General features: G+C 70.2%; 19 protein-coding genes. 12 read left to right on the top strand and 7 right to left on the bottom strand.

Annotated elements, in window-relative coordinates:
• Positions 1–14: 14 nt before the first annotated feature.
• The gene (locus tag OO70_RS20975) at positions 15–1,460 is read right to left on the bottom strand and encodes a M1 family metallopeptidase (protein WP_043673408.1); all 1,446 of its coding nucleotides are present in this window, start codon (positions 1,458–1,460) and stop codon (positions 15–17) included.
• A 226-nt stretch (positions 1,461–1,686) separates the two neighbouring features.
• On the opposite strand from OO70_RS20975, the gene OO70_RS20970 reads away from it, so the two are divergent.
• Positions 1,687–2,187: a hypothetical protein gene (locus OO70_RS20970; RefSeq protein ID WP_043673405.1), complete on the top strand. Its 501-nt coding sequence runs from the start codon at positions 1,687–1,689 to the stop codon at positions 2,185–2,187.
• 378 nt (positions 2,188–2,565) lie between these two features.
• Here OO70_RS20970 and OO70_RS20965 read toward each other — a convergent pair whose 3' ends face one another.
• On the bottom strand, positions 2,566–3,273 hold the full coding sequence (locus tag OO70_RS20965) for a pentapeptide repeat-containing protein (protein ID WP_199827363.1): 708 nt from the start codon (positions 3,271–3,273) through the stop codon (positions 2,566–2,568).
• Between the two features lie 96 nt (positions 3,274–3,369).
• Between OO70_RS20965 and OO70_RS20960 the strand changes: the two genes are divergently transcribed.
• A complete protein-coding gene (locus tag OO70_RS20960; RefSeq protein ID WP_043673402.1) occupies positions 3,370–4,335 on the top strand; it encodes a zinc-binding dehydrogenase in 966 nt (321 codons plus the stop codon).
• A gap of 56 nt (positions 4,336–4,391) precedes the next feature.
• A complete protein-coding gene (locus tag OO70_RS20955; protein WP_078651482.1) occupies positions 4,392–5,912 on the top strand; it encodes an MFS transporter in 1,521 nt (506 codons plus the stop codon).
• A 229-nt stretch (positions 5,913–6,141) separates the two neighbouring features.
• Here the strand turns inward: OO70_RS20955 and OO70_RS20950 are convergent, their stop codons facing one another.
• Positions 6,142–7,548, bottom strand: a complete 1,407-nt coding sequence (locus tag OO70_RS20950) for an NAD(P)/FAD-dependent oxidoreductase (RefSeq protein ID WP_043673397.1) — start codon at positions 7,546–7,548, stop codon at positions 6,142–6,144.
• A gap of 9 nt (positions 7,549–7,557) precedes the next feature.
• Positions 7,558–8,211 (bottom strand): rhomboid-like protein, encoded by a 654-nt coding sequence (locus OO70_RS20945; protein WP_043673394.1) that lies wholly within the window; start codon positions 8,209–8,211, stop codon positions 7,558–7,560.
• Here OO70_RS20945 and OO70_RS20940 point away from each other — a divergent pair.
• The gene (locus OO70_RS20940; RefSeq protein ID WP_063749733.1) at positions 8,210–9,139 is read left to right on the top strand and encodes an aminoglycoside phosphotransferase family protein; all 930 of its coding nucleotides are present in this window, start codon (positions 8,210–8,212) and stop codon (positions 9,137–9,139) included. The two genes, OO70_RS20945 and OO70_RS20940, sit on opposite strands and share 2 nt — an antisense overlap.
• A 90-nt stretch (positions 9,140–9,229) precedes the next feature.
• Here the strand turns inward: OO70_RS20940 and OO70_RS52535 are convergent, their stop codons facing one another.
• On the bottom strand, positions 9,230–10,402 hold the full coding sequence (locus OO70_RS52535) for a LysR family transcriptional regulator (RefSeq protein WP_043674013.1): 1,173 nt from the start codon (positions 10,400–10,402) through the stop codon (positions 9,230–9,232).
• 157 nt (positions 10,403–10,559) lie between these two features.
• Here OO70_RS52535 and OO70_RS20930 point away from each other — a divergent pair, with 157 nt between their 5' ends.
• The 5 genes from OO70_RS20930 to OO70_RS20910 all read left to right on the top strand — a co-directional run bounded on the left by OO70_RS20930 (position 10,560) and on the right by OO70_RS20910 (position 16,587).
• The gene (locus tag OO70_RS20930; RefSeq protein ID WP_043673389.1) at positions 10,560–11,816 is read left to right on the top strand and encodes an MFS transporter; all 1,257 of its coding nucleotides are present in this window, start codon (positions 10,560–10,562) and stop codon (positions 11,814–11,816) included.
• Positions 11,813–12,301, top strand: a complete 489-nt coding sequence (locus OO70_RS20925; protein WP_043673386.1) for a GNAT family N-acetyltransferase — start codon at positions 11,813–11,815, stop codon at positions 12,299–12,301. Before OO70_RS20930 ends, OO70_RS20925 begins: the two co-directional genes overlap by 4 nt.
• 604 nt (positions 12,302–12,905) lie before the next feature.
• Positions 12,906–13,916 carry a DUF4037 domain-containing protein gene (locus tag OO70_RS20920; protein WP_043673384.1) on the top strand — a complete coding sequence of 337 codons (1,011 nt, stop codon included), beginning with the start codon at positions 12,906–12,908 and terminating at the stop codon, positions 13,914–13,916.
• 92 nt (positions 13,917–14,008) lie between these two features.
• Complete coding sequence (locus OO70_RS20915; RefSeq protein WP_043673381.1) at positions 14,009–15,787, top strand: histidinol-phosphate aminotransferase family protein; 1,779 nt, start codon at positions 14,009–14,011, stop codon at positions 15,785–15,787.
• Positions 15,784–16,587 carry a phosphatidate cytidylyltransferase gene (locus OO70_RS20910; RefSeq protein WP_199827362.1) on the top strand — a complete coding sequence of 268 codons (804 nt, stop codon included), beginning with the start codon at positions 15,784–15,786 and terminating at the stop codon, positions 16,585–16,587. Before OO70_RS20915 ends, OO70_RS20910 begins: the two co-directional genes overlap by 4 nt.
• Positions 16,588–16,669: 82 nt before the next feature.
• Here OO70_RS20910 and OO70_RS20905 read toward each other — a convergent pair whose 3' ends face one another.
• Together OO70_RS20905 and OO70_RS20900 are read right to left on the bottom strand one after the other, a co-directional pair.
• On the bottom strand, positions 16,670–19,060 hold the full coding sequence (locus tag OO70_RS20905) for a proprotein convertase P-domain-containing protein (protein ID WP_324604864.1): 2,391 nt from the start codon (positions 19,058–19,060) through the stop codon (positions 16,670–16,672).
• Positions 19,061–19,221: 161 nt separating this feature from the next.
• Positions 19,222–20,838, bottom strand: coding sequence for a phospholipase A2 (locus tag OO70_RS20900; protein ID WP_051741456.1), 1,617 nt, complete (start codon positions 20,836–20,838; stop codon positions 19,222–19,224).
• Between the two features lie 210 nt (positions 20,839–21,048).
• On the opposite strand from OO70_RS20900, the gene OO70_RS20895 reads away from it, so the two are divergent.
• The 3 genes from OO70_RS20895 (at position 21,049) to OO70_RS20885 (ending at position 26,077) form a co-directional block, all read left to right on the top strand.
• Positions 21,049–21,738 carry an SCO4225 family membrane protein gene (locus OO70_RS20895; protein WP_043673378.1) on the top strand — a complete coding sequence of 230 codons (690 nt, stop codon included), beginning with the start codon at positions 21,049–21,051 and terminating at the stop codon, positions 21,736–21,738.
• Between the two features lie 84 nt (positions 21,739–21,822).
• Positions 21,823–24,126, top strand: a complete 2,304-nt coding sequence (locus tag OO70_RS20890) for a peptidoglycan recognition protein family protein (protein ID WP_043673375.1) — start codon at positions 21,823–21,825, stop codon at positions 24,124–24,126.
• A 238-nt stretch (positions 24,127–24,364) separates the two neighbouring features.
• The gene (locus tag OO70_RS20885) at positions 24,365–26,077 is read left to right on the top strand and encodes a membrane protein (protein WP_043673373.1); all 1,713 of its coding nucleotides are present in this window, start codon (positions 24,365–24,367) and stop codon (positions 26,075–26,077) included.
• Positions 26,078–26,123: the final 46 nt, after the last annotated feature.

Here is a 26,123-nt window from a genome sequence, read left to right as displayed (position 1 = left end):
ATCGATCCGGTCGGTCAGGGCCGCGCCGGTTTCCCGTCCCCGTACAGCCAGTCCTTCCAGATTCCGCCGAAGTCCTTGCCCGGCGCCATCTTCTCCACGTACGCCGTGAAGTCCGCCGTGTCCGCGTTGCCGTAGCGGTGCGCGGCTGCCCAGCCCTGGATGATGTCGTAGAACCGCGCGTCGCCGACCGTCCGGCGGATCTTGTGGAGGACCATCGCGCCGCGTTCGTAGACGGGGCTGTCGGAGATGTGGGCGGCACTTGTCGGCTTGGCCGGGGGGAAGGCCCAGATCGCCTCGCTGTCGGCCTTGTTGTCGTAGTAGTCGCCCTTGTACAGGGCGTCGAAGGTCTCCTGGGCCGTGTCACCGTCGTGGTCCTCGTCCCAGAGCCATTCCGCGTACGTCGCGAAGCCCTCGTTGAGCCACATGTCGCGCCAGGTCTTCGGGGTGACGGAGTCGCCGTACCACTGGTGGGCGAGTTCGTGGACGAGGGTGGCGGTGTCGGGGGCACCGGGGAAGAAGGGGCGGGTCTGGGTCTCCAGGGCGTAACCGGCGTCGCCCCGTCGGTCGACGATCGCGCCGGTGGAGGAGAAGGGGTAGGAGCCGAAGTTGTACTCCTCCCACTCCATGATCTCCGGGAGCCGAGCCAGTACCTTGCGGCTCGCCGCCGCTTCGTGCGGGTCCACCGCCGTGTACACGGGCAGGCCGTTCTTCGTGGTGGTGCGGGTGATGTCGTAGTGGCCGATCGCGACCGTGGCCAGGTAGGTCGCCATGGGGTGGGTGGTGCGCCAGCTGTAGGTCGTCGTCGCCCCGCTGCCGTCGCCCGTCGTCGTCTCCGTCGTCGTCTCCGTCCTCAACTCGCCGTTGGAGACCGCCTGCAGGCCCTTCGGGACGGTGATCGTGATGTCGTAAGTCGCCTTGTCGGAGGGGTGGTTGTCGCTGGGGAACCATGCCATCGAGCCCGTCGGTTCGCCCAGTGCCAGCGCGCCGTCCGCCGTGCGCAGCCAGCCCTCCTCCGAGCCGTCGGGGTCGGTGATCGTCTCGGGGGTGCCGGAGTAGCGGACCGTCGTCCGGAACGTCTCGCCCTCGGGGAGGGTGGCGGGTGGGCGGACGGTCAGCTCCTGGCCCTTGCGGGTCCAGCGCGCCTTCCTGCCCGCGACCGTCAGCGACTTGACCTGCATGCCTTTCAGGTCCAGGTCGAAGGCGGAGAGGTCGTGGGTGGCCCGGGCCGTGATCTCCGCCGTGCCCGTCAGGCGGTGGGTGTCGGGGGTGTAGGCGAGGGTCAGGGCGTAGTGGGTGACGTCGTAGCCGCCGTTGCCCGCGTTCGGGAAGTACGGGTCGCCCACGCCGGAAGCGCCGGGAGCGCCGGATGTGCCCTGGGCGCCCGAACCCGTGCACGCGGTGAGGGCGAGGGCCAGCGCGCAGGCGGTGAGCGCGGGGACAAGCGGTACGGATCGGGGCACGTCCGCGATCCTACGAGCCGGGCACGTCCGCGATCCTACGAGCCGGGCACGTCCGCGATCCTACGAGCCGGGCACGTCCGCGATCCTATGAGCGGGGCACGTCCGCGAGCCCACGAGTTCGGGACGCGTCGCCCCGCGGGGGCGTCGTGAGCAGGGGCTCCGGCTGCCCTCGGCCCTCTCCGACCATCTGCCCTCACCCCTCTCCGACCGTGACACCATCACCTACGTGCTCGACATCGGCTACGCCCTCTCCAACCGTTTCCCGGACCCCCCGCAGACCGACTACCGTCGCGCGGACGTCCACGCGCTGCGGCACGACCTGTTCTGCGGTGACGTCTATCTCGCCGACACCAAGGCGGACCGGGAAGTCGCGACGGCCTGGGGATGGGTGCCGGTGCTCGACTTCGCGTGGGCGTTGTGCGACATCGTGGAGCGGATCGACCAGGACCCGGCGGGCTCGCGGGCGTCCCGGCCGCAGCGCGCGGAACTGGACTTCACCGAGTCCACCGACCGGATGCTTTTCGAGCGGCGCTTCGGGTGGGTGGACGTCGAGGCCGACTGGATGCGGCGGGACGAGGAGCCGCTGAGCTTCTCGCACGCCGAACTCCGGCGCGAGGCACGGGACTTCCTGCACGATCTGATCGCCGACCTGGTCGACATGCACGATGCCCTTGGCGAGAACCCGGCGATCTGGACGTTGCAGGCGAGGTTCCCGAGGGTGCGGTGAGCCTCTGGCAGCCCTGAGTTTCCGGCTGCCCTTGCGCTTCCCGGCTGCCCTGAACCCGTGGTGCCGTCCCTGGGGGCTGCGCCCCCAGACCCCCATCGGCCTGAACGGCCTCGTCCTCAAACGCCGGACGGGCTGGGTGATGCCGGCCTGCGCCACAAAGGCACCCCGCCCGTGCCCCGAAGCACCCCCGCACTCCCGTCACCCCGAAGCTCACCCCCGTCACCGCGAAGCGCACTCCCGTCACCCCGAAGCGCACCCCTGTCACCCGAAGAACCCCTCACCTCAAGAAGCGCGCCCCTCACCCCGAAGAGCACCCTCAGCTCAAAAGCCCGCCCCCCTCACCCCGAAGAACCCCTCACCTCAAAAAGCGATCCCCCCTCACCCCTCCACCCGAATCCCCATCTGCACCGCCAACACCGGCGCCAGATCCAACAGTTGCCCCATGCTGATCACCGCCCCCGACAGCCGATCCACTCCCCGCGCGATCTCCAGCTCAGCCGCCCCCCGCAGATCCACATCGGTGAACGTCACCCCCGTGAAGTCCGCCCCCTTCAACGCACAGTCCACGAACTCGACGCGCTCCAGCCGAGCATCAAGAAAGTCCGGCTCCACCAGAACACAACTCTCGAAGACGACATCCCGGAGCCGCGCCTTGCGCAGATTCAGGTAATCGATCTTTCCTCCCCGAATCACCACCCGCTCCAGAACCGCGCCGTGCAGCTGCACACCGCCCATCCTGGCGTCGATCACCTCGACATCGCGCAGGGTCGACTCCGCGAGGTCGGTGCCGACACCCCGTATGCCGGTGAGGACCGAGTCCAGTACGCGGGCGTGATGCAGTCGCGTCTCGTCCAGCGCGCAGCCCGTCAGCGCGCAGTCCATGAAGCGGGCGCCCCCGCCGTCCTGCCCCGCGAAGTCCTCGTCCCGGAACTCCAGCCCGTCGTAGTCCCCGTCCGGCTCCAACTCCCCACCGCCGTAAGCCTCCAGCCCCGGCAACCGCACCTCGGGCCGCCGCGCCCCCTTCACCCCACCCGTCTTACCCGTCTTGTCCGTTCCACCCGTCCCGCCCGCCGCTCTCCTCGCCATGCCCCCATCCTGCACCCCACCACTGACAACGCCCCCGACCTGCGCAGACCCACCACCCCTTGACCTCAAGCGCGCTTGAGGTCGAAGAGTGTCCCCATGCAGGCCATACGACTCCACAGCTTCGGCCCCGCCGAGAACCTCACCTACGAACCCGTCGACGACCCCTCCCCCGCCCCCGGCCAGGTCCGTATCGCCGTCGCCGCGGCCGGAATCCACCTCCTGGACACCGTTCTGCGCAAGGGAGAACAGGGCCCGTTGCCCGAACTCCCCGCTCTCCCCACCATCCCCGGCCGCGAGGTCGCCGGCGTCGTCGAGTCGCTCGGCGAGGGAGTCGCCGGGCTGTGGCTCGGGAAGCGGGTGGTCGCGCATCTCGGGTTCGCGCCGGGCGGGTACGCGGAGTTGGCCGTAGCCGATGTCGAGCGGGTGCACGAGATCCCGGGGAACCTGGACTTCGCCCAGGCCGTCGCCATGATCGGGACGGGGCGTACCGCGATGGGGATCGTGCAGTTCAGCGAGCTGGACAGCGACTCCGTGGTCGTCGTTCCGGCCGCCGCCGGAGGTCTCGGCACCCTGCTCGTGCAGTACGCCGAGCACGCCGGTGCCACCGTGATCGGTCTCGCGGGCGGCCCGGAGAAGGTTGCCCTGGTGCGGGCGAACGGCGCCGATCTCGCCCTCGACTACACGGACCCGGAGTGGCCGGGAAAGGTGCGGGCCTGGCTCGGCGGGCGGCACGCGACCGTCGTGTTCGACGGGGTGGGCGGCGAGATCGCCCGTGAAGCCGTAGGACTGCTCGGGTCCGGCGGTCAGCATGTCGTCTTCGGGTGGTCGAGCGGCGAGCCGTATGCCGCCGAAGGGCTGTCCGAACAGGTGCTCGGGCCCGTGATGATGCGAAAGGCCGGCGGCCCGAGTCCCGTCCGGACGCTGGAGTTGCGCGCGCTAGCCGAGGCGGCGGAGGGCCGGCTGGTGCCGGCCGTCCAACGGTTCCCGCTGGCCGCGGCGGCGGACGCGCACCGGGCGCTGGAGACGAGGAGGACGACCGGGAAAGTGGTCTTGGAACCATGACCGAGCACAGCGGTTCCGCAGATGCGATACATCCCGTTTCATGGTCTTCTGAGCAGATGAGCGTCACCCGAACAGGTGAACCAAACGAACCCGGAACGACGGCCGCGCAGCCCGACCCTCGCCGCTGGTGGGGCCTGGTGATCATCGCTCTCGCGCAGCTGATGGTCGTCCTCGACGCGACGATCGTGAACATCGCACTCCCCTCCGCACAGCGTGACCTGGGCATGTCCGACGGCAACCGCCAATGGGTCATCACCGCCTACACGCTCGCCTTCGGCGGCCTGCTCCTCCTCGGCGGCCGAATCGCCGACCTGGTGGGCCGCAAACGCACCTTCGTCATCGGCCTGATCGGCTTCGCGGGCGCCTCCGCACTCGGCGGCGCGGCCACGACCTCAGGCATGCTCTTCGGCGCCCGCGCGCTCCAGGGCGTCTTCGCCGCCGTACTGGCCCCCTCGGCGCTCAGCCTCCTCACCACCACCTTCACCGACCCGAAGGAACGCGGAAAGGCCTTCGGGATCTACGGCGCGCTCGCGGGCAGCGGTTCGGCGATCGGCTTCATAGCGGGCGGCCTGCTCACCGAGTACCTGAACTGGCGCTGGTGCCTGTACGTCAACATCCCCATCGCGATCATCGCGGTCTTCGGCGCCTTCGCCCTCCTCCACGACCGCCCCGGCCACAAGGGCGCCCGCCTCGACGTACCCGGTGTGCTGCTGGGCTGCGGCGGACTGGTCGCGATCGTCTACGGGTTCAGCGAGGCGGAACCGCGCGGCTGGACGGACTCGCTGGTCCTCGGCCTGTTCGTCGCAGGCGCCGTACTACTCACATCCTTCGTCTGGTGGCAGACGAGGGCCCCCAGCCCCCTCCTCCCCCTCCACATCGTCAAGGACCGCAACCGGGCCGGCTGCTTCCTCACCATGGGGCTCGCCGTCATCGGCATGTTCGGCGTGTTCCTGTTCATGACCTACTACCTCCAGGTCGTCCTCGGCTACTCGCCCGTGAAGACCGGCATGGCCTTCCTTCCCCTCACGGTCGCGATCATCATCGGCTCGACGCAGATCTCGGCCCGGCTGATGCACCATGTGCCGCCGCGCACCCTGATGGTCCCGGGCGCGGTCCTGGCCGCAGGCGGTATGTCCTTCTTCACCCGGCTGACCGTCGAGTCGGACTACGCGACCGAACTCCTCCCCGGGCTGCTGCTGATGGGCCTCGGCATGGGCCTGATCTTCATGCCGGTCTTCGCCACCGCCACGGCCGGAGTCGCCCCGCAGGACTCGGGCGTGACCTCCGCGACCGTCAACACCGCGCAGCAGGTGGGCGGTTCGATCGGCACGGCCCTCCTCAACACGATCGCCACCACCAGCAGCACGGCCTACATCGCCGCCCATCTCCACAACCCGGCCCAGAAGGCCCTCATCACGAGCAAGGGCATCGTCCACGGCTACACGGTCGCCATCTGGTGGGCCGTCGCCGTGATGCTGCTGGCGGGACTGGTCGCGGGGTTGATGGTGACGGCCCGAGCACCGAAGCACGCGGCTACGGCGCAGGCGCCGGAGTCGGAGTCGGAGTCGGTGAACTGAGCGGACAGTCAGCCGCGTACGGCGAGAAGGGGCCGTGTCGGGGGGTGTCCGCCCGCAGCGGTTGGCGCGTCAACACGGCCGAGTTGGTAAATGACCGATTCCGCGCCGTTCCGAGGACGGACACCCCCCGGCACGGCCCCGACCCACCACCAAACCGCAGGCGCAAAGCCGCACCCCCACAAAGCCGCACCCCCACAAAACCGCACCCGACGACAACCCGCCCCAGGCCTCAGTGCCGCCCGGCCACCCGATCGGCAAGCCGCGCCAACCGCGACGACTCCGCACCGTGCCCCGCCAGTTCACGCCGGTCCGCCGCGCGGTACGTCGCGTACATCCCCTGCACGCCCAGCCAACGCAGCGGCTCCGGCTCCCACTTGCGCACCTTGTGATCGACCCACGGCAGTGCGGTGAGGTCAGTAGCGCCGCCCTCCCCCGAATCCAACCGCACCAGATCCCGCAACGTCCGCCCCGCGAGGTTCGTCGTCGCGACCCCCGAGCCGACGTAACCGCCCGCCCACCCCAGCCCCGTCGACCGATCCAGCGTCACCGTCGCGCACCAGTCGCGCGGCACCCCCAGAACCCCTGACCAGGCGTGCTCGACACGCAGCCCGGCCAGCGAGGGGAAGAAGCGCACGAGGATCTCGCGCAGGGCCTCGATCGTCGCCGCCTGTGTGCGCCCGTCGTTGTCGGTCCGCGACCCGAAGCGGTACGGCACCCCGCGCCCGCCCAGCGCGATCCGCCCGTCGGCGGTGCGCTGCGCGTACATGTACGCGTGCGCCATGTCGCCGAGGGCCTCCAGACCGGCCCAACCGACCGACTCCCACTGCTCCTCGGTGAGCGGCTCGGTCGCGATCATCGAGGAGTTCATGGGCAGCCAGGTCCGCCGCTGCCCCTTGAGGTTCGCGGTGAAGCCCTCGGTGCAGCGCAGGACGTAGGGCGCGCGGACGGTGCCGTAGGGCGTGACGGCGTGCCGGGGCCGGATCTCGGTGACGGGCGTCGACTCGTGAATGACGACCCCCAGCGCCTCGGCCGCCGCCGCGAGTCCCTTCACCAGCTTCACCGGATGCAGGCGCGCGCCGTGCGGCGTCCACGTCGAACCGACCGCGTCCGCGACCCGGATCCGCTCGGCGGTCTCGCGGGCGCCGTACAGCTCGCGGTCCTTCTCGCCGTACGACAGCTCGTGCGCGTGGAAGGCCTTCAGCCGCGCCAACTGGGCTGGCGTACAAGCGACTTCGAGCACCCCACCGCGATGGATGTCGGCCTCGATCCGCTCCTCCTCCGCAACCTTGACGACCTCGGCGACGGTGTCGTTCATGGCCTTCTGCAGGCGTACGGCGGCTTCGTGGCCGTGGAGTCTCGCGTACCGGTCGCGGCCCGCGATGCCGTTGTAGAGCCAGCCGCCGTTCCGCCCCGAGGCGCCGTAGCCGCAGAACTTCTGCTCCAGGACGGTGACCCGAAGAGAGGGGGCCGCCTTCTTCAGGTAGTACGCGGTCCACAGTCCCGTGTAGCCGCCGCCGACGATCACGACGTCGGCCGAGGCGTCACCGGCGAGGGGCTCCCGTCGCGCCGGGAGGCCGTCGTCCGTGTACCAGAAGGAGATGCCGCCGTTGACGACACCGCTTGCCGAGCTGCTCATATCCGGACGCTAACCCCTGAGGGCGGCCACTGTCTCCTTCGGATTCCATGCTTTTCCACAGCCCCTGACCAGCGGATAACACGCCAGACCGATCAGCACGGAGGTGAAATGCCCGAGATCGGTGAAGGTGCGGTGGGTGGCCAGCGGCACGCCGTAGACCGCCAGCACGATCACGAGATACGGGTACCGCCACGGCGCCGCGATCCGGTACGCCAGCACCCCCACGACCCCCGCCAGCGCGTAACTCACCCCGATGTCAAGGGTGTTGACCGCGGACTCGGGCGCCATGTCGTTCTTGATCGCCCACAGCAGCGCCCCCTCGCTGATCAGCGTCGCCAGCACATGCGCGGCCACACACACCATCAGCCACCGCGCCGTACCGAGCCAACGCTCCGCCTGCGCGTGGAACACCGTGTACAGCACGGCGTACGGCAGCCAGCGCCCCCCATCCATCCACATCGCGCTCGCGAACAGCACCCGCACCGGGTTGTTCGACAACTCGTGGATGTTGGTGGACCGCTGCCGCAGGAACTCCTGCTCGAACTCCGGCGACATGTGGTGCACGGCGACCGTGGTAACGAACAGAATCCCCAGCCAGACGTAGGTGCCGGGCGCGCTGCGGACGTACGTCCACACCCTGTGGAGGCCCCGGGTAATTCGCATGAGCCGATTCACGCACGCAAGTATCGTCGGAGCCGTGATCGACATTCCGGCCGCGCTGGTCACCTCCCAGGAGACGTTCAACGGCGAGGCCGGCCGCGCCTTCGTCGCCGGGCTGCCGCAGCGGGCGGCCGGCTTCCTGGAGCGGTGGTCGCTCCGGCTCGACGGGCCCTCCATGTACGGCATGTGCGCCCTGGTGCTCCCCGTGCTGCGCGCCGACGGCGGCCGGGCCGCGCTGAAACTCCAGTACCTCGACGAGGAGACCGCGGGCGAGCCGGTCGCGCTGCGCGCCTGGGCCGGCGACGGCGCCGTAGAACTTCTGGAGTACGACGACGAGACCGGCACGCTGCTCCTCGAACGCCTCGACGCGTCCCGCGCGCTCACCCACGAACCGGACGCACGCGCCGCGACCGTCGTCATCGCCAGGCTGTTGGCGCGCCTGACGGCGGTATCCGCACCGCCGGAGCTGCGCCGGCGGCTCGGCCCGGTGGCGGCGGCCATGCTGGAACAGGTCCCCTCGGCCCTCCCCCGCCTCCCGGACCCGGCCGACCGACGCCTGATCGGGGACTGCGCGGCGGCGGTGCGCGAGGTCGCGGCCGAGCCCGGTGACCGGCTGCTGCACTGGGATCTGCACTACGACAACGTCCTCGGCGTCATCGACAACGGGCAGCGTGGGCCCTGGCTCGCCATCGACCCCAAGCCGTTGGCGGGCGACCCCGGCTTCGAACTCTTCCCGGCTCTGCACAACCGTTTCGAGCCCGACGAAATCCGTTGGCGCTTCGACGCGATGACGGACGTGATCGGTCTCGACCGGGCGCGGGCGCGGGCCTGGACGCTCGGGCGGGTGCTGCAGAACGCGCTGTGGGCGATCGAGGACGGGGACCTGCCGGCGCCGCACCATCTGGAGATCGCGCGGCGGCTGCGCGGCTAGGACCTGGCGGTCACGCCCGGGCGGGGCCCCGGTCCCGGCGCCGTCGGGCCTTGCGGTGATGGCGCGCCACCTACGGATCACCCGGTCCGCCTACGCCCACGCCGGTGTCCAGGTCCCCTCGTCGGAGGGGTCGGGGCGTGTCGAGGCGAGGTGGTCGCGGAGGGCCGTGAGCCCGGGGTGTCGGTTGTCGCGGTGGTGGACCAGGGAGTGCGGGTAGACGGGGGTCGGATTCCGTACGGCGATACGGCGCAGGTCGTGGTCGGCGGGCCAGACCAGGCGGGTCTGCTCGCCGACGAGGGTCGCCAGGGAACGGGACCCGGCGATGGTGTCCAGCAGGGGCTCCACCCCGAAGTCGGGGCCGGTGCTCTCGATCGTGAGCCCGAACGCGGCGGCGAACGCGTCGTAGTAGGCGGCCCACTCGGTGCCCGGGACGAGGCCGGGCATCCAGATCCGGTGCCCGACGAGGTCGGCCGGGGTGAGCGTGCGGGCGGCGGCGAGTGCGTGCGCCGGGCCGGTGAGCAGCTGGACGGGTTCGTCGAAGGCGCGGCTGACCTCGATGTCATCGGGAAGCCGACGGCCGGTCTCGGCGAGGGAGAGGGGGACGGAGCCGGAGACGGACCGCGCGGGAGCCGTGCTGCCGGGGAACCGTCTGCCGGTCTCGGCGAGGGAGACGGACCGGGCGGAAGCCGTGCTGCCGGGAAGCCGACGGCCGGTCTCGGCGAGGGAGACGGACCGCGAGGCGCCCGTGCGATCGGGGAACCGACGGCCGGTCTCGGCGACGGCGGCGGACCGCGCGGGGCCCGTGCTGTCGGCAAGCCGACGGCCGGTCACGGTGACGGCGCGGAACGACGCGTCGACCGTGCCGGAGCGGATGGCGTCCACGGCCGCGTCGGCGTCGAAGAGCGTCACGACGTCCAGCTCGATCTCCGGGTGCGCGCGATGGAAGTCGCGCAGCAGCGTGGCCGGGGCGAGCCCGCGACCGATCACGTCGACGCGCAGCGCGCGATGGCCGGGCCGGACGGAGGCGAACGCCCGCGCCTCGGCCCGCAGCAGTTCGCGGGCGTGGGGCAGGAACGCCCGCCCGTCGACGGTCAGTTCGGCCCCGCGCGGGGTCCGCGTGAACAGCCGCACTCCTACGGCCCGCTCCAGCGCGGCGATGCGCTTGGAGACGGCCTGCTGGGTGATCGACAACTCCGTGGCGGCATCCTGGAACCGGCCCGCGTCAGCGATGGCCACGAAGGTGCGCACAGCGTCGAGATCCACGCCGGTGACGATACTGGCGGCCACTGACAACCGCCGTTCACCAGCTGATACAACTCTTGGTTGTGACTGCGTGGCGGGTCGGTTGTTTGACCGGCGGGGGTGCCTCTCGGTTGGATCCCTGAGGTCAACGCGGGGTGGTGCGACCGAGGGAGTACGGGTGGGCAGGCGGGCGCTCGGGCGTCGGTTCGGGTGGTTGTGGGCGGCGTACGCGGTCAGTTCGTACGGCACCGGGCTCGGGTTCGGCGCGTTCCCCTTCCTGGCGATCCTCGTACTGCACTCCGGGCCGACCCAGGTGGCGGTGCTGGCCACCTCGGGGCGGGCGGTGGGAGCCCTGGTCGCGGTCCCACTCGGCCCGTGGGTGGAGTTCCGGCGCAAGCGGCCGGTGATGATCGCGATGGACGTGACCCGGTTCGCGGCGCTGCTGACCGTCCCCGTCGCGTTCGCGTTCGGGCTGCTCACCTTCGCCCAGCTCCTCGTGGTCTCCGTCGTCGTCGCCGCGGCGAACATCGCCTTCAACGCGGCGAGCGGCTCGTACCTGAAGGCGCTCGTGCCGCCGGATGACCTGCTCGTCGCGAACGCCCGCTTCGAGTCCACGACTTGGACCTCGACCATGCTCGGACCGCCGCTCGGCGGGGCCGCGATCGGACTGTTCGGCCCGGTGACGACGGTGGTGGCCGACGCGGTCAGCTACCTGCTCTCGGCGCTGGGCATCCGTGCGATCGGCGGGACGGAACCACGCCCCGAGCGGAGCGGTGCGCCACGGCTGCGCGCGGGCGAGCTGCTCGACGGCTGGCGCTACCTCCTCGCCCACCCCACCCTGCGCCCGCTGCTCCTCAACGCGATGGTGGTCAACGGCCTGATCATGGCCGCCGAGCCGTTGCTCGCCGTGCTCATGCTGGGCCGCCTCGGATTCGCGCCCTGGCAGTACGCCCTCGCGCTCGCGGCCTCATCCGGCGTCGGCGGCTTCGTCGGCTCACGCCTCGCGCGTCCGCTCGCGGCCAGGTTCGGCCGGCGCAGGGTGATGCTGGTCTCCGGGGTACTGCGGGCGTGCTGGCCGCTCGGCCTGGCGTTCGTCCGCCCCGGAGTCCCCGGGATGCTCCTCGTCACCGCCGTCCAACTCGGCCTGGTGACCTGCATCGGCGTCTTCAACCCCCTGCTGGCCACAAGCCGGCTGGAGCAGACCGCCTCCGACCGGGTCGCCCGCACCCTGACCGCCTGGTCGATCAGCACCAGCGCGGCGATCGCGGCACTGACGGCCACGTGGGGCGTACTGGCGGCGGCGACGAGCCCGCGCACGGCGATCGCCCTGGCCGGGGTCCTCCTCCTGGCCTCCCCCCTCCTGCTCCCTCGCGGCAAGGACGGAGGGCGGGACGAACCGGGCAAGAACCCGAGCCCCACTACCCTCTCGGCATGATCCGCACCGCGAACCCCACCGACATCCCCGTCATCCACGCCCTGATCCGCGAACTCGCCGCCTACGAAAAGGAACCCCAGGAGGCGAAGGCGACCCCGGAACAACTCCACGAGGCCCTCTTCGGCCAACACCCCGGCGCCCACGCCCACATCGCGACCGACGACACCACCGGCGAACCGGTCGGCTTCGCCCTCTGGTTCCTCAACTTCTCGACCTGGCGCGGAGTCCACGGCATCTACCTGGAGGACCTGTACGTCCGCCCCACCGCCCGCGGCGCCGGCCACGGCAAGGCCCTCCTCACCGAACTGGCCCGCATCTGCGTCACCCGCGGCTACGAACGCCTCGAGTGGTCCGTCCTCAACTGGAACCGCCCCGCGATCGACTTCTACGAGGCGCTGGGCGCGCGGCCCCAGGACGAGTGGACGGTGTACCGGCTGACGGACGGGGCGTTGAGCGAGTTGGGGGGTGGGGTGCCGGGGCGGTGAACGAGACGGGGGCGGAGCGCCCGGGCCGTGAACGAGTCGGGGGGGGGGCGGGACGCCGGGGGGTTGAGCGAGTCCGGGGGGCGGGACACCAGGGCGGTGAGCGAGTTGAGAGGCGGAGCGCCGGGGCGCTGAGCCCACGGGCGGTGCCCTGCTGGGGAGTTGGGGACACCCGCACGCCGGGACGGTGAGCGAGACGGAGGGCGGGACGCCGGGGTGTTGAGCGAGTTGGGGGGCGGGACGCTGGGGCGGTGAGCGAGTTGAGAGGCGGAGCGCCGGGGCGCTGAGCCCACGGGCGGCGCCCTGCCGGGGAGTTGGGAGACACCCGGACGCCGGGGCGGTGAACGAGCCGGGAAGCGAGACACCAGGACGGTGAGCAAGTTGGGAGGCGGGACGCCGGGGCGGTGAGCCCACGGGCAGTACCCTGCCGGGGAGTTGGGGACACCCGCACGCCGGGACGGTGAACAAGCTGGGAAGCGGAACGCCAGGGCGCTGAGCCCACGGGCGGGGCCCTGCCAGGGAGTTGGGAGATATCCGGGCGCCGGGCCGAGAGGCAGCGGCGGGAATTCGCACGCACGATCAAGCCCGGAACGGGCAGGGTCCCGGCATGAGTTTCACGAACACCTCGCCTTTCTTACCGGGCCTCGAACTCTGCCGCCGTTTCTACACAGAAGCCGTCCGCCCTCTCCTCGAAGAGACCGCCCCCGACATCCCGCACTCCGCCGCCCGCATCGGCGGCGGTTCCGAGGTCCTCGGCTACGACACCCCCCGCTCGACGGACCACGAATGGGGCCCGCGGCTCCAGCTCTTCCTCCGCCCCAGGGACGTCCCCCGGCACGCGGGCCGCATCAGACACCACCTCGCCGAACACCTCCCGAAGACCTTCCACGGCTACCCGACGAACTTCGCCCCGACGGGCGACGGAGACATCCGCGTCATGCGCGGCACGGCCGGGCCCGTCCACCACCGGGTCGAAGTCACCCACACCACAGCCTGGTTCACGGCGACCCTCGGCTTCGACCCCACCCACGACATCACCACCGCCGACTGGCTGACCACCCCCACGCAACTCCTCGCGGAGGTCACGGCAGGCGCGGTCTTCCACGACGGCCTGCATGAACTCGGCCCCCTGCGCCACGCCCTCCGCTGGTATCCCCGCGACATCTGGCTCCACGTCCTGGCCCGCCAGTGGCAGCGGATCTCCGAGCGGGAAGCCTTCGTGGGCCGCTGCGGCGAGGTCGGCGACGAGTTGGGCTCCGCCGTGAACGCGGCCCACCTGGCTCGGCACCTGATGCGCCTCTGCCTCCTCATGGACCGCCACTACCCCCCGTACGACAAATGGCTGGGCAGCGCCTTCGCCCGCACCACCGCCGGCCACCGCCTCACCCCGGTCCTCACGGCCGCCCTGGCGGCCACGGACTGGCACACCCGCGAGAAACACCTCGCGTACGCCTACGAGGCGGTCGCCGGCATCCACAACCAACTCAACCTGACCGACCGGGTCGACCCGTCCACCCGCCCGTACCACTCCAGACCCTTCCGCGTCCTGCACGCCGAACGCTTCACCGAGGCCCTGCTCGCCCGGAGCACGGAGCACACGAGGAACGAGCGCACCTGAGTACGCGTACTCAGGCTGACTGCGTCACCCGGCACTGGCGCTGCCGACATATGTTTCCCATGATTCAACCTTCTTCATCTAAAGAGGTGTTCATGGTTTGCGACCTGCAGCTGCGCACTGCCACCCCGGAGGATCTCGAGTGGATCCACGAGCTGCGCCACAGGGTGTACGCGCAGGAGTTGGGCCAGCATGCGCCTGATCCGTCCGGGCGGCTCCGTGACGGGCTGGACGGTGACAACGTCTACCTGGTCGCCGCGCGAGGCACGGCTCGTATCGGCTTTGTCAGCCTGACTCCGCCGTGGTTGGGACGGTACGGACTGGAGAAGTACCTGACCCGCGACGAGCTGCCGCTGCTGGCCGACGACGACCTGTTCGAGGTACGCATCCTCACCGTCGACCCGAGCTGGCGGACCACCGCGGCGGCACTGCTGCTGATGTACGCGGCGCTGCGCTGGATCGCCGCCAGGGGCGGTCGCCGGGTGGTGGCGATGGGGCGTACCGAACTGCTCGACATGTACCGGGCCGCCGGCCTGCGTCCGGTCGGCCGCACCGTCCACAGCGGTGCGGTGACGTTCGAGGTACTGACCGGAGACGTGGCCGAGCTGACGAAGCTCGCGATGGAGCGGTACCGCACCACGCTGGAGCGCCTGCGGTCAGCGGTGGACTGGCAGTTGGACGTGGCGTTCGCACCCCGACCGGACGGCTGTGAACACGGCGGCGTCTCGTTCACCGCCGTCGGCACCGACTTCCGTACTCTCCACAGGCGCCATCAGATTGTCGCGGCCGATGTGTTGGATGCGTGGTTCTCGCCGGCTCCCGGGGTGCGGGCCGCGCTCGCGGAGGACCCGGCGTGGGCCGCCCGGACCTCTCCGCCGACCGGCGCCGAGGGTCTGGTGGCGGAAATCGCCGCGGCCCGGGCGATACCGGCGGAGTCGCTTGTGGTCGGCGCCGGTTCGTCCGACCTGATCTTCAGGGCGTTCGGCCAGTGGCTGACCCCGGAGAGCAGAGTGCTGCTGATGGATCCGGGCTACGGCGAGTACGCCCACGTCACGGAGAAGGTGATCGGCTGCCGGGTGGACCGGTTCCGGCTGCGCCGCGAGGACGGCTGGCGGATCGACCAGGACCGGCTGTCCGCCGCCGTCGGGTCCGGCGGCTACGACCTTGTGGTGGTGGTCAACCCGAACAACCCGACCGGACGCCACGCGCCGGCCGCGGAGCTGCGTTCGCTGATCGCCGCCGCGCCGGCCCGCACCCGCTGGTGGATCGACGAGGCGTACCTGGGCTACGTAGGCCTGGCCGAGTCCCTCACCGACCTCGCCGCGACGGACCCACGGGTGGTGGTGTGCAGCTCACTGTCCAAGATGTACGCGCTGTCCGGCATGCGGGCCGCGTACCTGGTGGCCGAACCGGCCACCGCGGCGCGGCTGCGCCGTTGGACGCCGCCCTGGCCGGTCAGTCTCCCGGCGCAGCTGGCCGCGGTGGCCGCCCTGCGCGACCCGGCGTACTACAGCGACCGGTGGCTCCGCACCCACGCACTGCGTCGCCAACTGGCAGACGATCTCACCGAGTTGGACGAGAACACGATCGTCGAGGAATCCGTGGCGAACTTCCTCACCGTGATCCTGCCGACGGACGGGCCGAGCGCCGCGCAAGTGGTGACCGAGTGCCGCCGTCACGACGTGTATCTGCGTGATCTGTCGCCGCTGTCCGCGCTGTACGAGGGGCGCGGCGTGCGTATCGCGGTCAAGGACACGGCCGAGAACGCGCGCATCGTGGCTGCCTTCCGTGCCTCCCTGGACGTGCTGCGCCCGGGTCCGGCCTCGCTCGTCCCGACGCCACGGCCCGTTCTCGCCACCGGATCCGCTCTGTGATCACTGTCGCCTCACTGGCGCCCTTCCTCGGCGGGGCGCTGGTGCTGGGCGGCATCGCGGTGGCGGCGTCCCGGCGCCGTGAGTTGCTGATCCGGTGGTGCGCCTGGGCGGTCGGAGTGCCGCTGGTCACGGCCGCGTTCTGGTGGGGCCGCCCGGGCGCCGCGGCTGTCGCCATCGCGGCCGGGGTGATCGCCGTCATGGAGTACGCCGGGCTGATGCGGCTGGGCCGGCCGGACCGGGTGGTGCTGGCCGCGGCGGTGGTGGGCGTGGACCTGACCACCTGGTTGGCCCCCGGAGAGGTGTTCCGGGTGGCTGCCGTCGGGGCTCTCGCGCTGGCCGCGGTACCGCTCCTGGCCGGTGACGCCGACCACGGCCTGCGCCGACTGGGCGCCGGCCTGCTCGGGCTCGTCTGGCTGGGCGTGACGGCCGCGCTGGTGCCGCTCGGTGCGAGCGCCCTCGCCCTCTTCGTGGCGGTCTCGATCGCCGACATCGTGGCGTCCTTCGCCGGTCCGGCGCTGGGCGGGCCGCGGCTGTCGCCCCTGTCACCGGCCAAACGGTGGAGCGGCACTCTCGCCGGGGCAGCGGCCGGCCTCGGCGCACTCGCCGTACTGTCCGCGCTGAGCTGGCCGATGGCGGTCGCGGTGGCGGTGGGTGGTCCGGCCGGCGATCTTCTCGAGTCCATGGTCAAAAGAGGCGCACAGGCGAAGGACTCCGGCCACTGGCTGGCCGGCTCCGGCGGCCTGCTGGACCGGATCGACTCGCTGCTCATGGCGCTGGCGGTGCTGCTCGTCCTGCGCTGACACGGTGGGGAAGCACTGACACCGAGGTGCGCCCCCGCACCAGGCAGGTGCGGGGGCGCGCCGGTTCGCCGTCGGTCGGGGGTCAGAACCTGACGACGAAGTTGTTGACCGTGCCGATGTCGCCGGTTCCCACGTCGTCGACGCGGAGCTTCCACCAGCCGTTGACCGGCAGGTCGGTGGCGTCGACCGTGTAGACCTTCTTGATGACGCCGGCTTCCCCCGGCAGGCCGTTGTCCTTGAGGAGGTGCATGGAGCCGTCCGGGGCGATCAGGTCGATCTTGAGGTCGGCCAGGAACTCGTGCTCGACGTGCACGTACACCTGGAGCTTGGCCGAGCCGACGCCGGACAGACCGACGGCCTTGGTCCAGATCTCCGTGTAGTTCTTGTCCGGTATCGCCTTCACAGTCTGGTTCTCGTACGACGGGAACCCGATCGACCAGCCCTTCAGCTCACCGGTGGAGCCGGTGGCCGAGTCGGTGACCTTCAGGGTCCAGGTGCCGTTGGCGACCGCGTCGGTGGCGTCCACGCCGTAGGTCGTCTGGAGGGTGCCGCCCGCCTCGGAGCCGTAGGGCTTGAGCGTGTAGGACTTGCTGTCCGGGCTCTGGAGGACGAGTCGCAGGTCACCGATCTTGGTATGGGCGATGTTCGCGTACACCTGGAGCGGGCCCGCGGCGTTGCCGTCGATGTCGGAGACGTCGATCGTGGAGGTGATGGTGCCGGTGTCGGGGACGGTCTGGGCTGTCGTCTTCTCGAACGGCGTCGGGAAGATCAGTGACCAGGTCTCCAGTTTTCCGGTGTCCCCGTCGTCCGTGTCGGTCATCCGCAGGGTCCACTCGCCGTTGGCGGGCGAGGCGGAGGCGTCCACGGGGAACTCCGCGACGATGTTGTCCGTGCCGTCGGAGGTGCTCGGACTCTTGAGCAGGTGGACCGTGCCGGTGGGCGAGACGAGTTCCAGCTTGAGGTCGCCCCGGTAGGTGTGGGTGATGTTGACCGACACGGTGAGGTTCTTCGGCGCGTTGCCCGGGTATCCGGCGACGGTCACGGGCGAAGTGGCCGCCGCGCCGGGGGCGTCGGGGATGGTCACGTCCATGTCGTTGTCGACCTGGAAGGAGCGGGGCTTGCCGTCCGACTCGGGCTTCACCTCGATCGCGGTGATGGCCTTGCCGACGTCGATACGCGGAGTGGTCGCTCCGGTGTAGGTGATCGGGGTGCCGCTGGTGGCCAGCAGCGAGACCAGGCTGTCGATGCCCTCGGTGGGATACGTCTGCTTCAGCACGGCGAGCGCACCGGCCACATGCGGGGTCGCCATGGAGGTGCCGTTCTTGCTCGCGTAGGTGTTGCCGGGCACCGAGGAGACGATGGAGGTGCCGGGGGCGAACAGGTCGAGCAGCGGGCCGCGATTGGTGAACGCGGAGAGCTGGTCGTCGTCGGTGGTGGAGCCGACGGTGACGGCGGACGGTACGCAGCCGGGCGCGTTGATCGCGTTGGTGTAGCCGTTGTTGCCGGCCGCGACGACGGTGGCGACGCCCTCGGCGAGCAGGTTGTCGATGATCGTCTTGCGGGCGTCGGCCGTGCACGCGGTGGTCCAACGTCCGCCGCCGAGCGACAGGTTGGCGGCGACGACATTGGCTCCGGCCTTCTTCAGCGCGTACACCTTCTCCAGCCCCTTGATCTGGGAGCTGGTGAAGCTGAGGACGCACGGGCTGGCGCCGGCGCCGCAGTAGTCGTCCGAGGCGAACCGGGAGAACACCTGGATCGCGATGATGTCCGCGCCGGGCGCGACACCACGTGCGGGTGCGCCGCTGATTCCGCTTCCATTGCCCGCGGCGATGCCGGCGACGTGGGTTCCGTGGGAGCACGCGCCGCCCAGCGTCGCGCACGGGCCCGACTCGGCGTCGGCGCTGCCGGTGCCCTGCTGCTCGTCCGTGCCGTCGGGGCAGAGGCTGGTGGCGTCGTAATCGGCGTCGCTGGCGGAGAAGCACGCCTCGGTCTTGACGCGGTTGCCGAGGAACGGGTGCTTGGTGGCGACGCCGGTGTCGAGGATCGCGACAGCGGTGCCGGCGCCGGTCTTTCCGGCGGCGGTGGCCTGGTCGCTGCCGATCTTGACGGTCGACTCGTTCAGCGTGGCCTCGACCGGGACGTCCTCGGTGACACTGACCACGCCCGGCTTGGCGTTCAGCTCCTCAAGGCCCGCCTGGTCCACACGGAGGGTGACCAGCGGCAGGGTGTCGTAGGAGACAAGGACGTCCCCTGCTTCGGCCGCGGAGGCCAGGTCCGTGTTCTGGTCGGTGACGACGTTGACGCGGACGGTGCCGCCGCTCTGGGTCTCGTCGAACAGCGGCGGGTCGACCGGGCCGTCCTCCGCGGCGGAGGCCCGGCCGACGCCGAGCAGGGGATCGGTGCCCACCGGTACGACGGTGAGCACCATGGCCGCCGCCGTGGCGGCGACAACGGCCCATATGGGTCTCTTCACTTACCACTCCAAGGAAAAGTATTTTCAACGCGAAAGGGCGCACCGGCCAGGCACATCGACGCGCGCGGGGACGGGTGCGAAGCCGATGGCCGGGTGTCGACGTGCGCCGCCACCCGGCCATCGGTTCTGACGCCTTGTCCGCCGGACGCTGTCGCCGAGGATCAGGTCGCGTTCGCGCCGTTCTTCGCCCGGCCGAACACCGTCACCGCCGTGTAGTACGTGTTGGCAAGGCCGCGGCAGGGGCTCTTGAAGAAGTAGGAACCGCAGGTCTTGGTGAAGAGCGCGGTGTAGAAGACCGCGTCCACGTTGATGCCCTTGTAGCGGGACAGGTACTTGGAGTAGCCCTTGTAGGTGTTGCCGATGAGGCCGTAGCCGTAGTCGTGCATGTCGCAGGCGGGGCGGAAGTCGTAGCCGAGAGGCTGGTCCGGCGCGGTGGTGCAGTGGTCATGGGTGATGCCTCGCACCCAGGTACCGCCCGGCATCTTCTTCCACGAGGGCGAGTGCCAGCCGTAGTGGGCCACCTTGGAAGTGCAGCCGGACTTCGTGTAGTACATCCAGCTCGTCGCGCTGCTGCACTGCGACGGGGACGACTGGGGGGACGTGATCTCGTCGTCGGCGAGCTCCGAGGCGGCCGGCGCGTCGGTGAGGGTGGAGTCGGGGTTCGCGGCATCACCCGCGACGGCTGTGCCCTGAGCCGGTACCTCCTCCCCGGTGGAGGTGGCGGCCGGGAGGGCGGACTCCCCCGTGAAGTCCAGGTGCCAACTGCCGTTGCTCGGCGAGGTGATGTCGGACAGGCGGTCGGTGGAGTCGTAGGCGTACTCGGTCTGCGCCTCGGTGGACTCGGTCGGGTCGGTCACGGTGCGCAGAAGACCGGAGGTGTCGTAGGCGTACCGGGCGAGGGTCGACACCGTGGCACCCTCGGTGACGGTGATCTCCTTCACCTGGCCCGCGTAGTTGCCGGGCGAGGAGGCCGTGGCCGTGGTCGTGTCCGCGTAGACGACCGCGGTGGAGGTCTCGGGCTTTTCGCCGGCGGCCGGGTTCGTGATCTCGGCCACGCGGCCACGGGCGTCGTAGTCGACGGTGGTGGCGTAAGTGTTGTTGCCGACGCTGGTGACGCGCCATGTGTCGGCGCCGGTGGCGGTCTGCTCCCACTTGTAGGTGGGCTTGAGGTCCGCCGCCGGGATCGGCTGACCGGACGCGTCGGTGAAGGTGTCGTCGCCTTCCGCGACCGCGGAGAGGTCTACGCCGAGTACCTCGACGATGGAGGTCTCCAAGGTCCCGGTCGCCTCGTCCCACCTGGAGGTCTCGGTGATCTGATGCCCGTCGGCGGTCGCGTACTTGTTGACACCACCGCCGCTCGGGAAGTCGACGCTGGACTTGAGGACATACCGGAAGGACTCGTCCACACCCAGGTCGGTCACCACGATGGCGTCGCCCTGCTGCTCCAGTTTCCGGTTGAGCTGACCGCCGGCGAACTCGGCTTCCCAACTGGGGCCGAAGGCACTCATGTCGGCACGGGAGTCCGGCGCGTCCTTGGCTTCGGCGACACTGTCGGACTGGGCGATCACCGAGTGGCGGCGGTTGATGAGAGCGCCGGACACATCGGTCTCGGTGACCTCGAACGACTGGGTTTCCGAGAGATACAGGCCGGGACCGACCTGCTGAATCGTTCCTTCGGCCAGTGGCTGATCGACGGTCTCCGCCGCTGCCGCAGGCAGCTGCGGAAGCAGCAGTGCCATGCCGAGCGCGGCGACGACAGGAAGCGCTGTCTTGCGCACAAGTCCCCCCTTGTGAAGATCCCTTGAGTGATCACCGGGAACATTAAAGGGATGGCAATCAAAACCACAAGCCCATATAAAGGGATCGTCAAGTTCCGCTTGGCTTTTTCTGAACTTCCGTGCAGGGATGGGTACTTGCACTCACGCCAGAGCGTGCTCCCCAGGCCACTATGGAGATCAACAGCCGGACCGACAGGAAGGCCCACCTCGATGCCGAACGCCTCCCACCTGCGCTTCCTCTCGCGCCGACTCCTCGCGCTCGCCACGTGCAACTGGCTCTCCCGGGGCTGTCCGGCCGTCGTCGCCGCCTCCGTCCTGACCATGTTTCCGCTCCCGGACGAAAGCGCTTTCACCCTTGCCCCTCTGTTGCTCACAGCACCCATCTCCTTCCTGGGCGCGGTTCTCCCCTTCGGCCCGGGGACCGAAGGGGGCGGGGCGGTCAGGGCGCCGGCCATCGGCTTCTGGGGCGTGTGGCTCCTTCTGTGCGCCTTCGTGAACGCCGCCGTGCTCGGCGCGCTCGCCACGAGGCCCGCGGCAGCCGCGCGTGAGCCCCCCTCGCACGCCCCGACTCCCTCTGCGCCGGAGGCAACAAACACCACTCGTTCCACGGGCCCGCGTCGGCAACGGGCGCGGACCTTGCCGGCGCCCGCGGTGGACAACTGGCTGGCGCGTGGGCATCTCGCGGTGGTCGCAGCGTCGGTGGGGTTCTTCCTGTGTGCCGCGTACGTGCTGCCGGATGCAGGGTTCGCCGGGATCTGGCCACTCATGGCCACGGCACCGCTCAGCATCCTCGCCTTCCCGGTGTCGACGCCCGGTACGGCCCTGTCCGGGCTGTTCAACGCCGTGCTGCTCGGCCGTCTTCCGCCATGGGCACATCAGGTACGGTTGCCGCGATCTTGACGATTTATTTACAAGTCACCATAAATATGGGCGAGTTATGTCAAACCATGACTCTGTATCGAGGGGGAAGGTGTCCGACCCGGTATGAGAACGCGTCGTTGGTGGGGGACGGGTGCGGTCGTCGCGGCAGCCGTATGTGGGACGTTGGCGGTGCAGGGGGTGAGCGCGAGATCCGGCAGTGGCGAGGGCAGTGGCCGCGATACAGGACCGGTCCGCGATCAAGTGCGGTCAGCCGCGCTGGAGATGAGCGGTGACGGAGGGACCGCCTCGCTCGGTCGACGGGAGGTCAAGCCGTTCAGCATGCTCGGGGTCACATGGCAGAAACCTTCCTCCAGCCTGGTCGGCAAGGTCGAGGTGCGGACCCGGGCCGCCGGGTCCGGGAAATGGTCCGGCTGGCTGACTCTCGACAGTGACATCGGTGCGGGAGAGCGGGGAGCCTCCCGGGGTGGCACCGAGCCCGCTTGGGTCGGTCTTTCCGACGGCGTCGAGGCTCGGGTCGATGGGAAGGCTGCCTCCAGGCTGCCCCAGGGGCTTCGTCTCGACATGGTCACGTCCGGCGGCAAGAACAGAAGCGCAGGGGACGACGTCGAGCCCGCCGCCTTCGTCGCGAACGGGACTGACGGGACCGACGGGACCGAGGAGCCCACCGTTTCCGAGTCCCCGGCGTCCGACCCGACCGACGGCACTCCCACCGAGCCCACGACGCCCGATCCGATCGCCACCGAGCCCTCCCCCACGGACTCCGAGCCCGCGTCGGAGTCGCCGTCCGAGTCTCCCTCGGCCTCCGAGAGCACCGCTCCCAGCGAGTCGGCGACCACCTCGGCCTCGCCCTCGCCTTCGACGACAGCGCCCACCCCGCCGCCTTCCACGGTTCCGCAGCCCGCTGTCACCGCCCGCTCCGGGTGGGGCGCGGATGAATCGCTGAGCCCGGAGGAACCGACGTACATCGCGGGCAAGATCAAGGCGGTGGTGGTCCACCACACGGCCTCGACCAACGACTACACCTGCGCCCAGGCGCCCTCGATCGTCAACGCGATCTACACGTACGACGTGAAGACGCTGGGCTGGAAGGACATCGGCTACAACTTCCTCGTCGACAAGTGCGGGACGATCTACGAGGGCCGCAAGGGCGGTGTCGGTCTCCCGGTCGTCGGCGCGCACGCGTACGGCTTCAACTCGCAGACCACCGGCATCTCCGTCCTCGGCACCTACACGGATGCCGCGCCCTCGACGGAAGCGATGACCTCGGTCGCCCGTCTCTCCGCCTGGAAGCTCGGCCAGTACGGCGTCGAACCGGACGCGAAGGTCACCCTCACCACCGCCGTCAGCGGCCAGAACCTCGCCGGCAAGAGCTGGGGCCCGGGTGAGCAGATGACCCTGCCCGCGATCCACGGCCACCGCGACGGCTACAACACCCTGTGCCCCGGCGACGCCTTCTACGCCGCCCTCGGCACCGTCCGCACGCTGGCCGCAGGCCCTGTCACCGGCCTCACCATCGACGAGGCCAGCGGCACGAGCGTGGTCAGTACGACCTCCTACACCAACGGCCCCCTCAAGGTGACCTGGTCCACCACGACCCCGACGACGCTCATCTCGTCGTACGCGATCCTGGTCGACGGCAGGACAGCCGCCACCGCCGCGGCCACGGCGACCTCCGCCAAGCTGACGCTCACCCCTGGCACTCACCAGGTGCAGGTCAAGGCCGTCCACCAGTCCGGCCGGACCGTCACCAGCGCGGCGCGGACCGTCGTCGCCGAGACCACCGCACCGACCTTCACCACCAAGCCGAACCTGGCCCTGCGGACCGGCACGGTGAACACCACGGCCGTCCCGCTGACCCTCGGCTGGAAGGCGACCGACAACGTCTCCCTGAAGGAGGCGAAGCTCACCGCGCCCCTCGCCAGGACCTACGGGCCGACGGTGACGAGTGCCGCGCAGACCGCCAGGTCCGGTGCCGCCACGACCTGGTCGCTCCGGGCGTACGACGTGGTGGGCAACTCGGCCACCGCCTCCGTGTCGGGGACGCCGGTGATCCTTCAGGAGACCTCGGCCGCGAAGACCGGAGCCTGGACCGTGAAGTCCTCCTCCCAATACCTCGGCGGCGAGTCCCGCACCAGTAGCACCAAGAACGCCTCACTGACCTGGACCTTCACCGGCCGGTCGGTCGCCTGGGTGGTCTCCCGGGCAGCCACCTCCGGACAGGCGGACGTCTACGTCGACGGCAAGAAGGTGACCACCGTGGACCTCAGGTCGTCCACGACGGCTTACCGGAACGCCATCTGGACCAAGACCTGGGCCGGCACCGCGAAGCACACGCTCAAGATCGTGGCGAAGGGCACCGCCGGGCGTCCCGCCATCACCACGGACGGGATCGTCTACCTCAAGTAGACCCAGCGCGCCCGGAACAAGTTCAGCCCGGTTTCCGAAGCCGACCGGTAGCGCCTATTTCCGACTTCCAGGGCTTCGCAAGCCTCGGCCAACCTGTACATGATCGACGGAAACGCCTACATCACCAGAATTGATTGGCCTCGGAGAAGTCAGCAACCGCCACGGATAAGATGGCCGGCTTCTGCTACAAGAACAGTCTCATCTGATCACGATCTGCACTGCTTGAGGTGTGCCCCACATGAGCAAGACGGTCGGCGGTATCGCCACCCATGCCCCGCTGACCCACCCGAGTCCGTCGCAGTCGGCGAGCCCTGCGCCGCTGCACCGCGCGATCACCCTGCTCGCCGTCATCAGTCTGTTCATCGGCACACGCGGCGAATGGTCGACGGCGATCGCTTCCCGGCCCAAGGTCGGCGGAGTGATCATGCTCGGGTATGCGGGCATCCTCATCCTGGGCGTCCTGGCCCTCGCGGTGCGCAACCGTCGCGCTCTCGTACTGGTCGACGCGGGGGTGCTGCTCCTGGGCATCGTGCTGGCCCTGTGCTCGTACGCCCTCGGCAGCGGGATGAACGACGAGACGGTGCTGATGACCCAGGCCACGCACGAATTGGTGCACGGCCACGCGGTGTACGGGCACGAGTGGCCGTGGGTGTTCCAGCAGCACCACGTCGGTGTCACGAAGACGATGTCGGGCGGCGCCGACTACTCCTTCGCGTATCCGCCCCTGGCCGTGCTGCTCAACGCCCCCGTGTACGCGTTGATCGGAGCGAAGGCGGCCACGCTCGTCCCGACCCTCCTGCTGATCGTCGGCGCCGCGGTGCTGTGGTGGCTGCTGCCGACACCGTGGCGGTCGGCCGCGACGGCGGTCTGCCTGGGCTTCCCGATGCTCAAGGGGTACGCGGCCATGGGCTACCCGGCGATCCCGGCACTCGTGCTGCTCATCCCGGTGGTCATCCGCTGGCCCTCGATCGGCGCCGGGGGGCGGCTCCGCCGCTCGGACATCGTGCGCGCCGCGCTCCTCGGGGCCGCCTGCGCGACCCACCAACTGCCCTGGTTCCTCACGCCGTTCCTGCTCGTCGGTGTCTACGCGGTACGGCGCGGTGAGCTCTCGGCGCGGGCGGCTCTCGGCGTGGTCACACGGTTCACCGCGATCTCCGCGGTCGTGGCCCTGACCGCCAACGCCTACTTCATCGCGCAGAGCCCCCGAGCCTGGATAACCGGCCTGGCCCTGCCGTTCACCCAGCACGGGGTCCTGCACGGCCAGGGCATCATGGGCCTGTCGTACTACTTCACCGACGGCAGCAGCCGACTGGACTTCTACTCCTACGGCAGCATGCTGCTGGCCGCCGGGCTGCTCACCCTGTTCGTCCTCTTCGTACGGCGGTTGGGCCCGGCCGCCACCGTCCTGCCGTGGTGCGCGTTCTACCTGGCCACGCGGTCGCAGGACGGCTACTACCTGCTGATGACCCCGTTGTGGGTCGCTGCCGCCGCCACCGCCACCAGCTCCGACTTCGCCTCGGCCTGGCAACCCCGGCTGCCGTTCGGCCGGCGGCGCGTCGTCAGCGCGATGGTGGCAGCAGCGGTGCTGGCGCCGGCCGCCGCGTGCGTGGCCGTCGCCGCCGCGAGCGGGCCGCCGATCCGGCTGGTGATCAGCGGCGTACGGGGCGACAGCGGTGGGGTACACGGGCTCACCGTGCAGGCGACCAACACCGGTGACACCGCGCTGGCTCCGCACTTCGCCTCCAGCACCGGCGAGAGCACATCCGCGTACTGGACCGTGCGCAGCGGCCCGGCCGTGCTGGGTCCGCACCAGTCGGCACGCTACGAGCTCGTGCCGAGCTCGGGACGCTATTCCCTCCCGAACCGGGCCCACTTGCGGGTACGGCTGAGGGTCTTCACGGACAGGCCGCAGACGCTGAGCAGCACGGACATCCACGTACCGAAGCGGTAGCGGCCCTTCCGTCAGAGCGATCGCGCCGACCAGGAACGAGGTTCGG

The sequence above is a fragment of the Streptomyces xylophagus genome (assembly GCF_000716435.1).
Taxonomy (GTDB): Bacteria; Actinomycetota; Actinomycetes; order Streptomycetales; family Streptomycetaceae; genus Streptomyces; species Streptomyces xylophagus.
The sequence above is the reverse complement of the archived record's forward strand: the minus strand, read 5'-3'. Positions and strand labels throughout refer to the sequence as shown.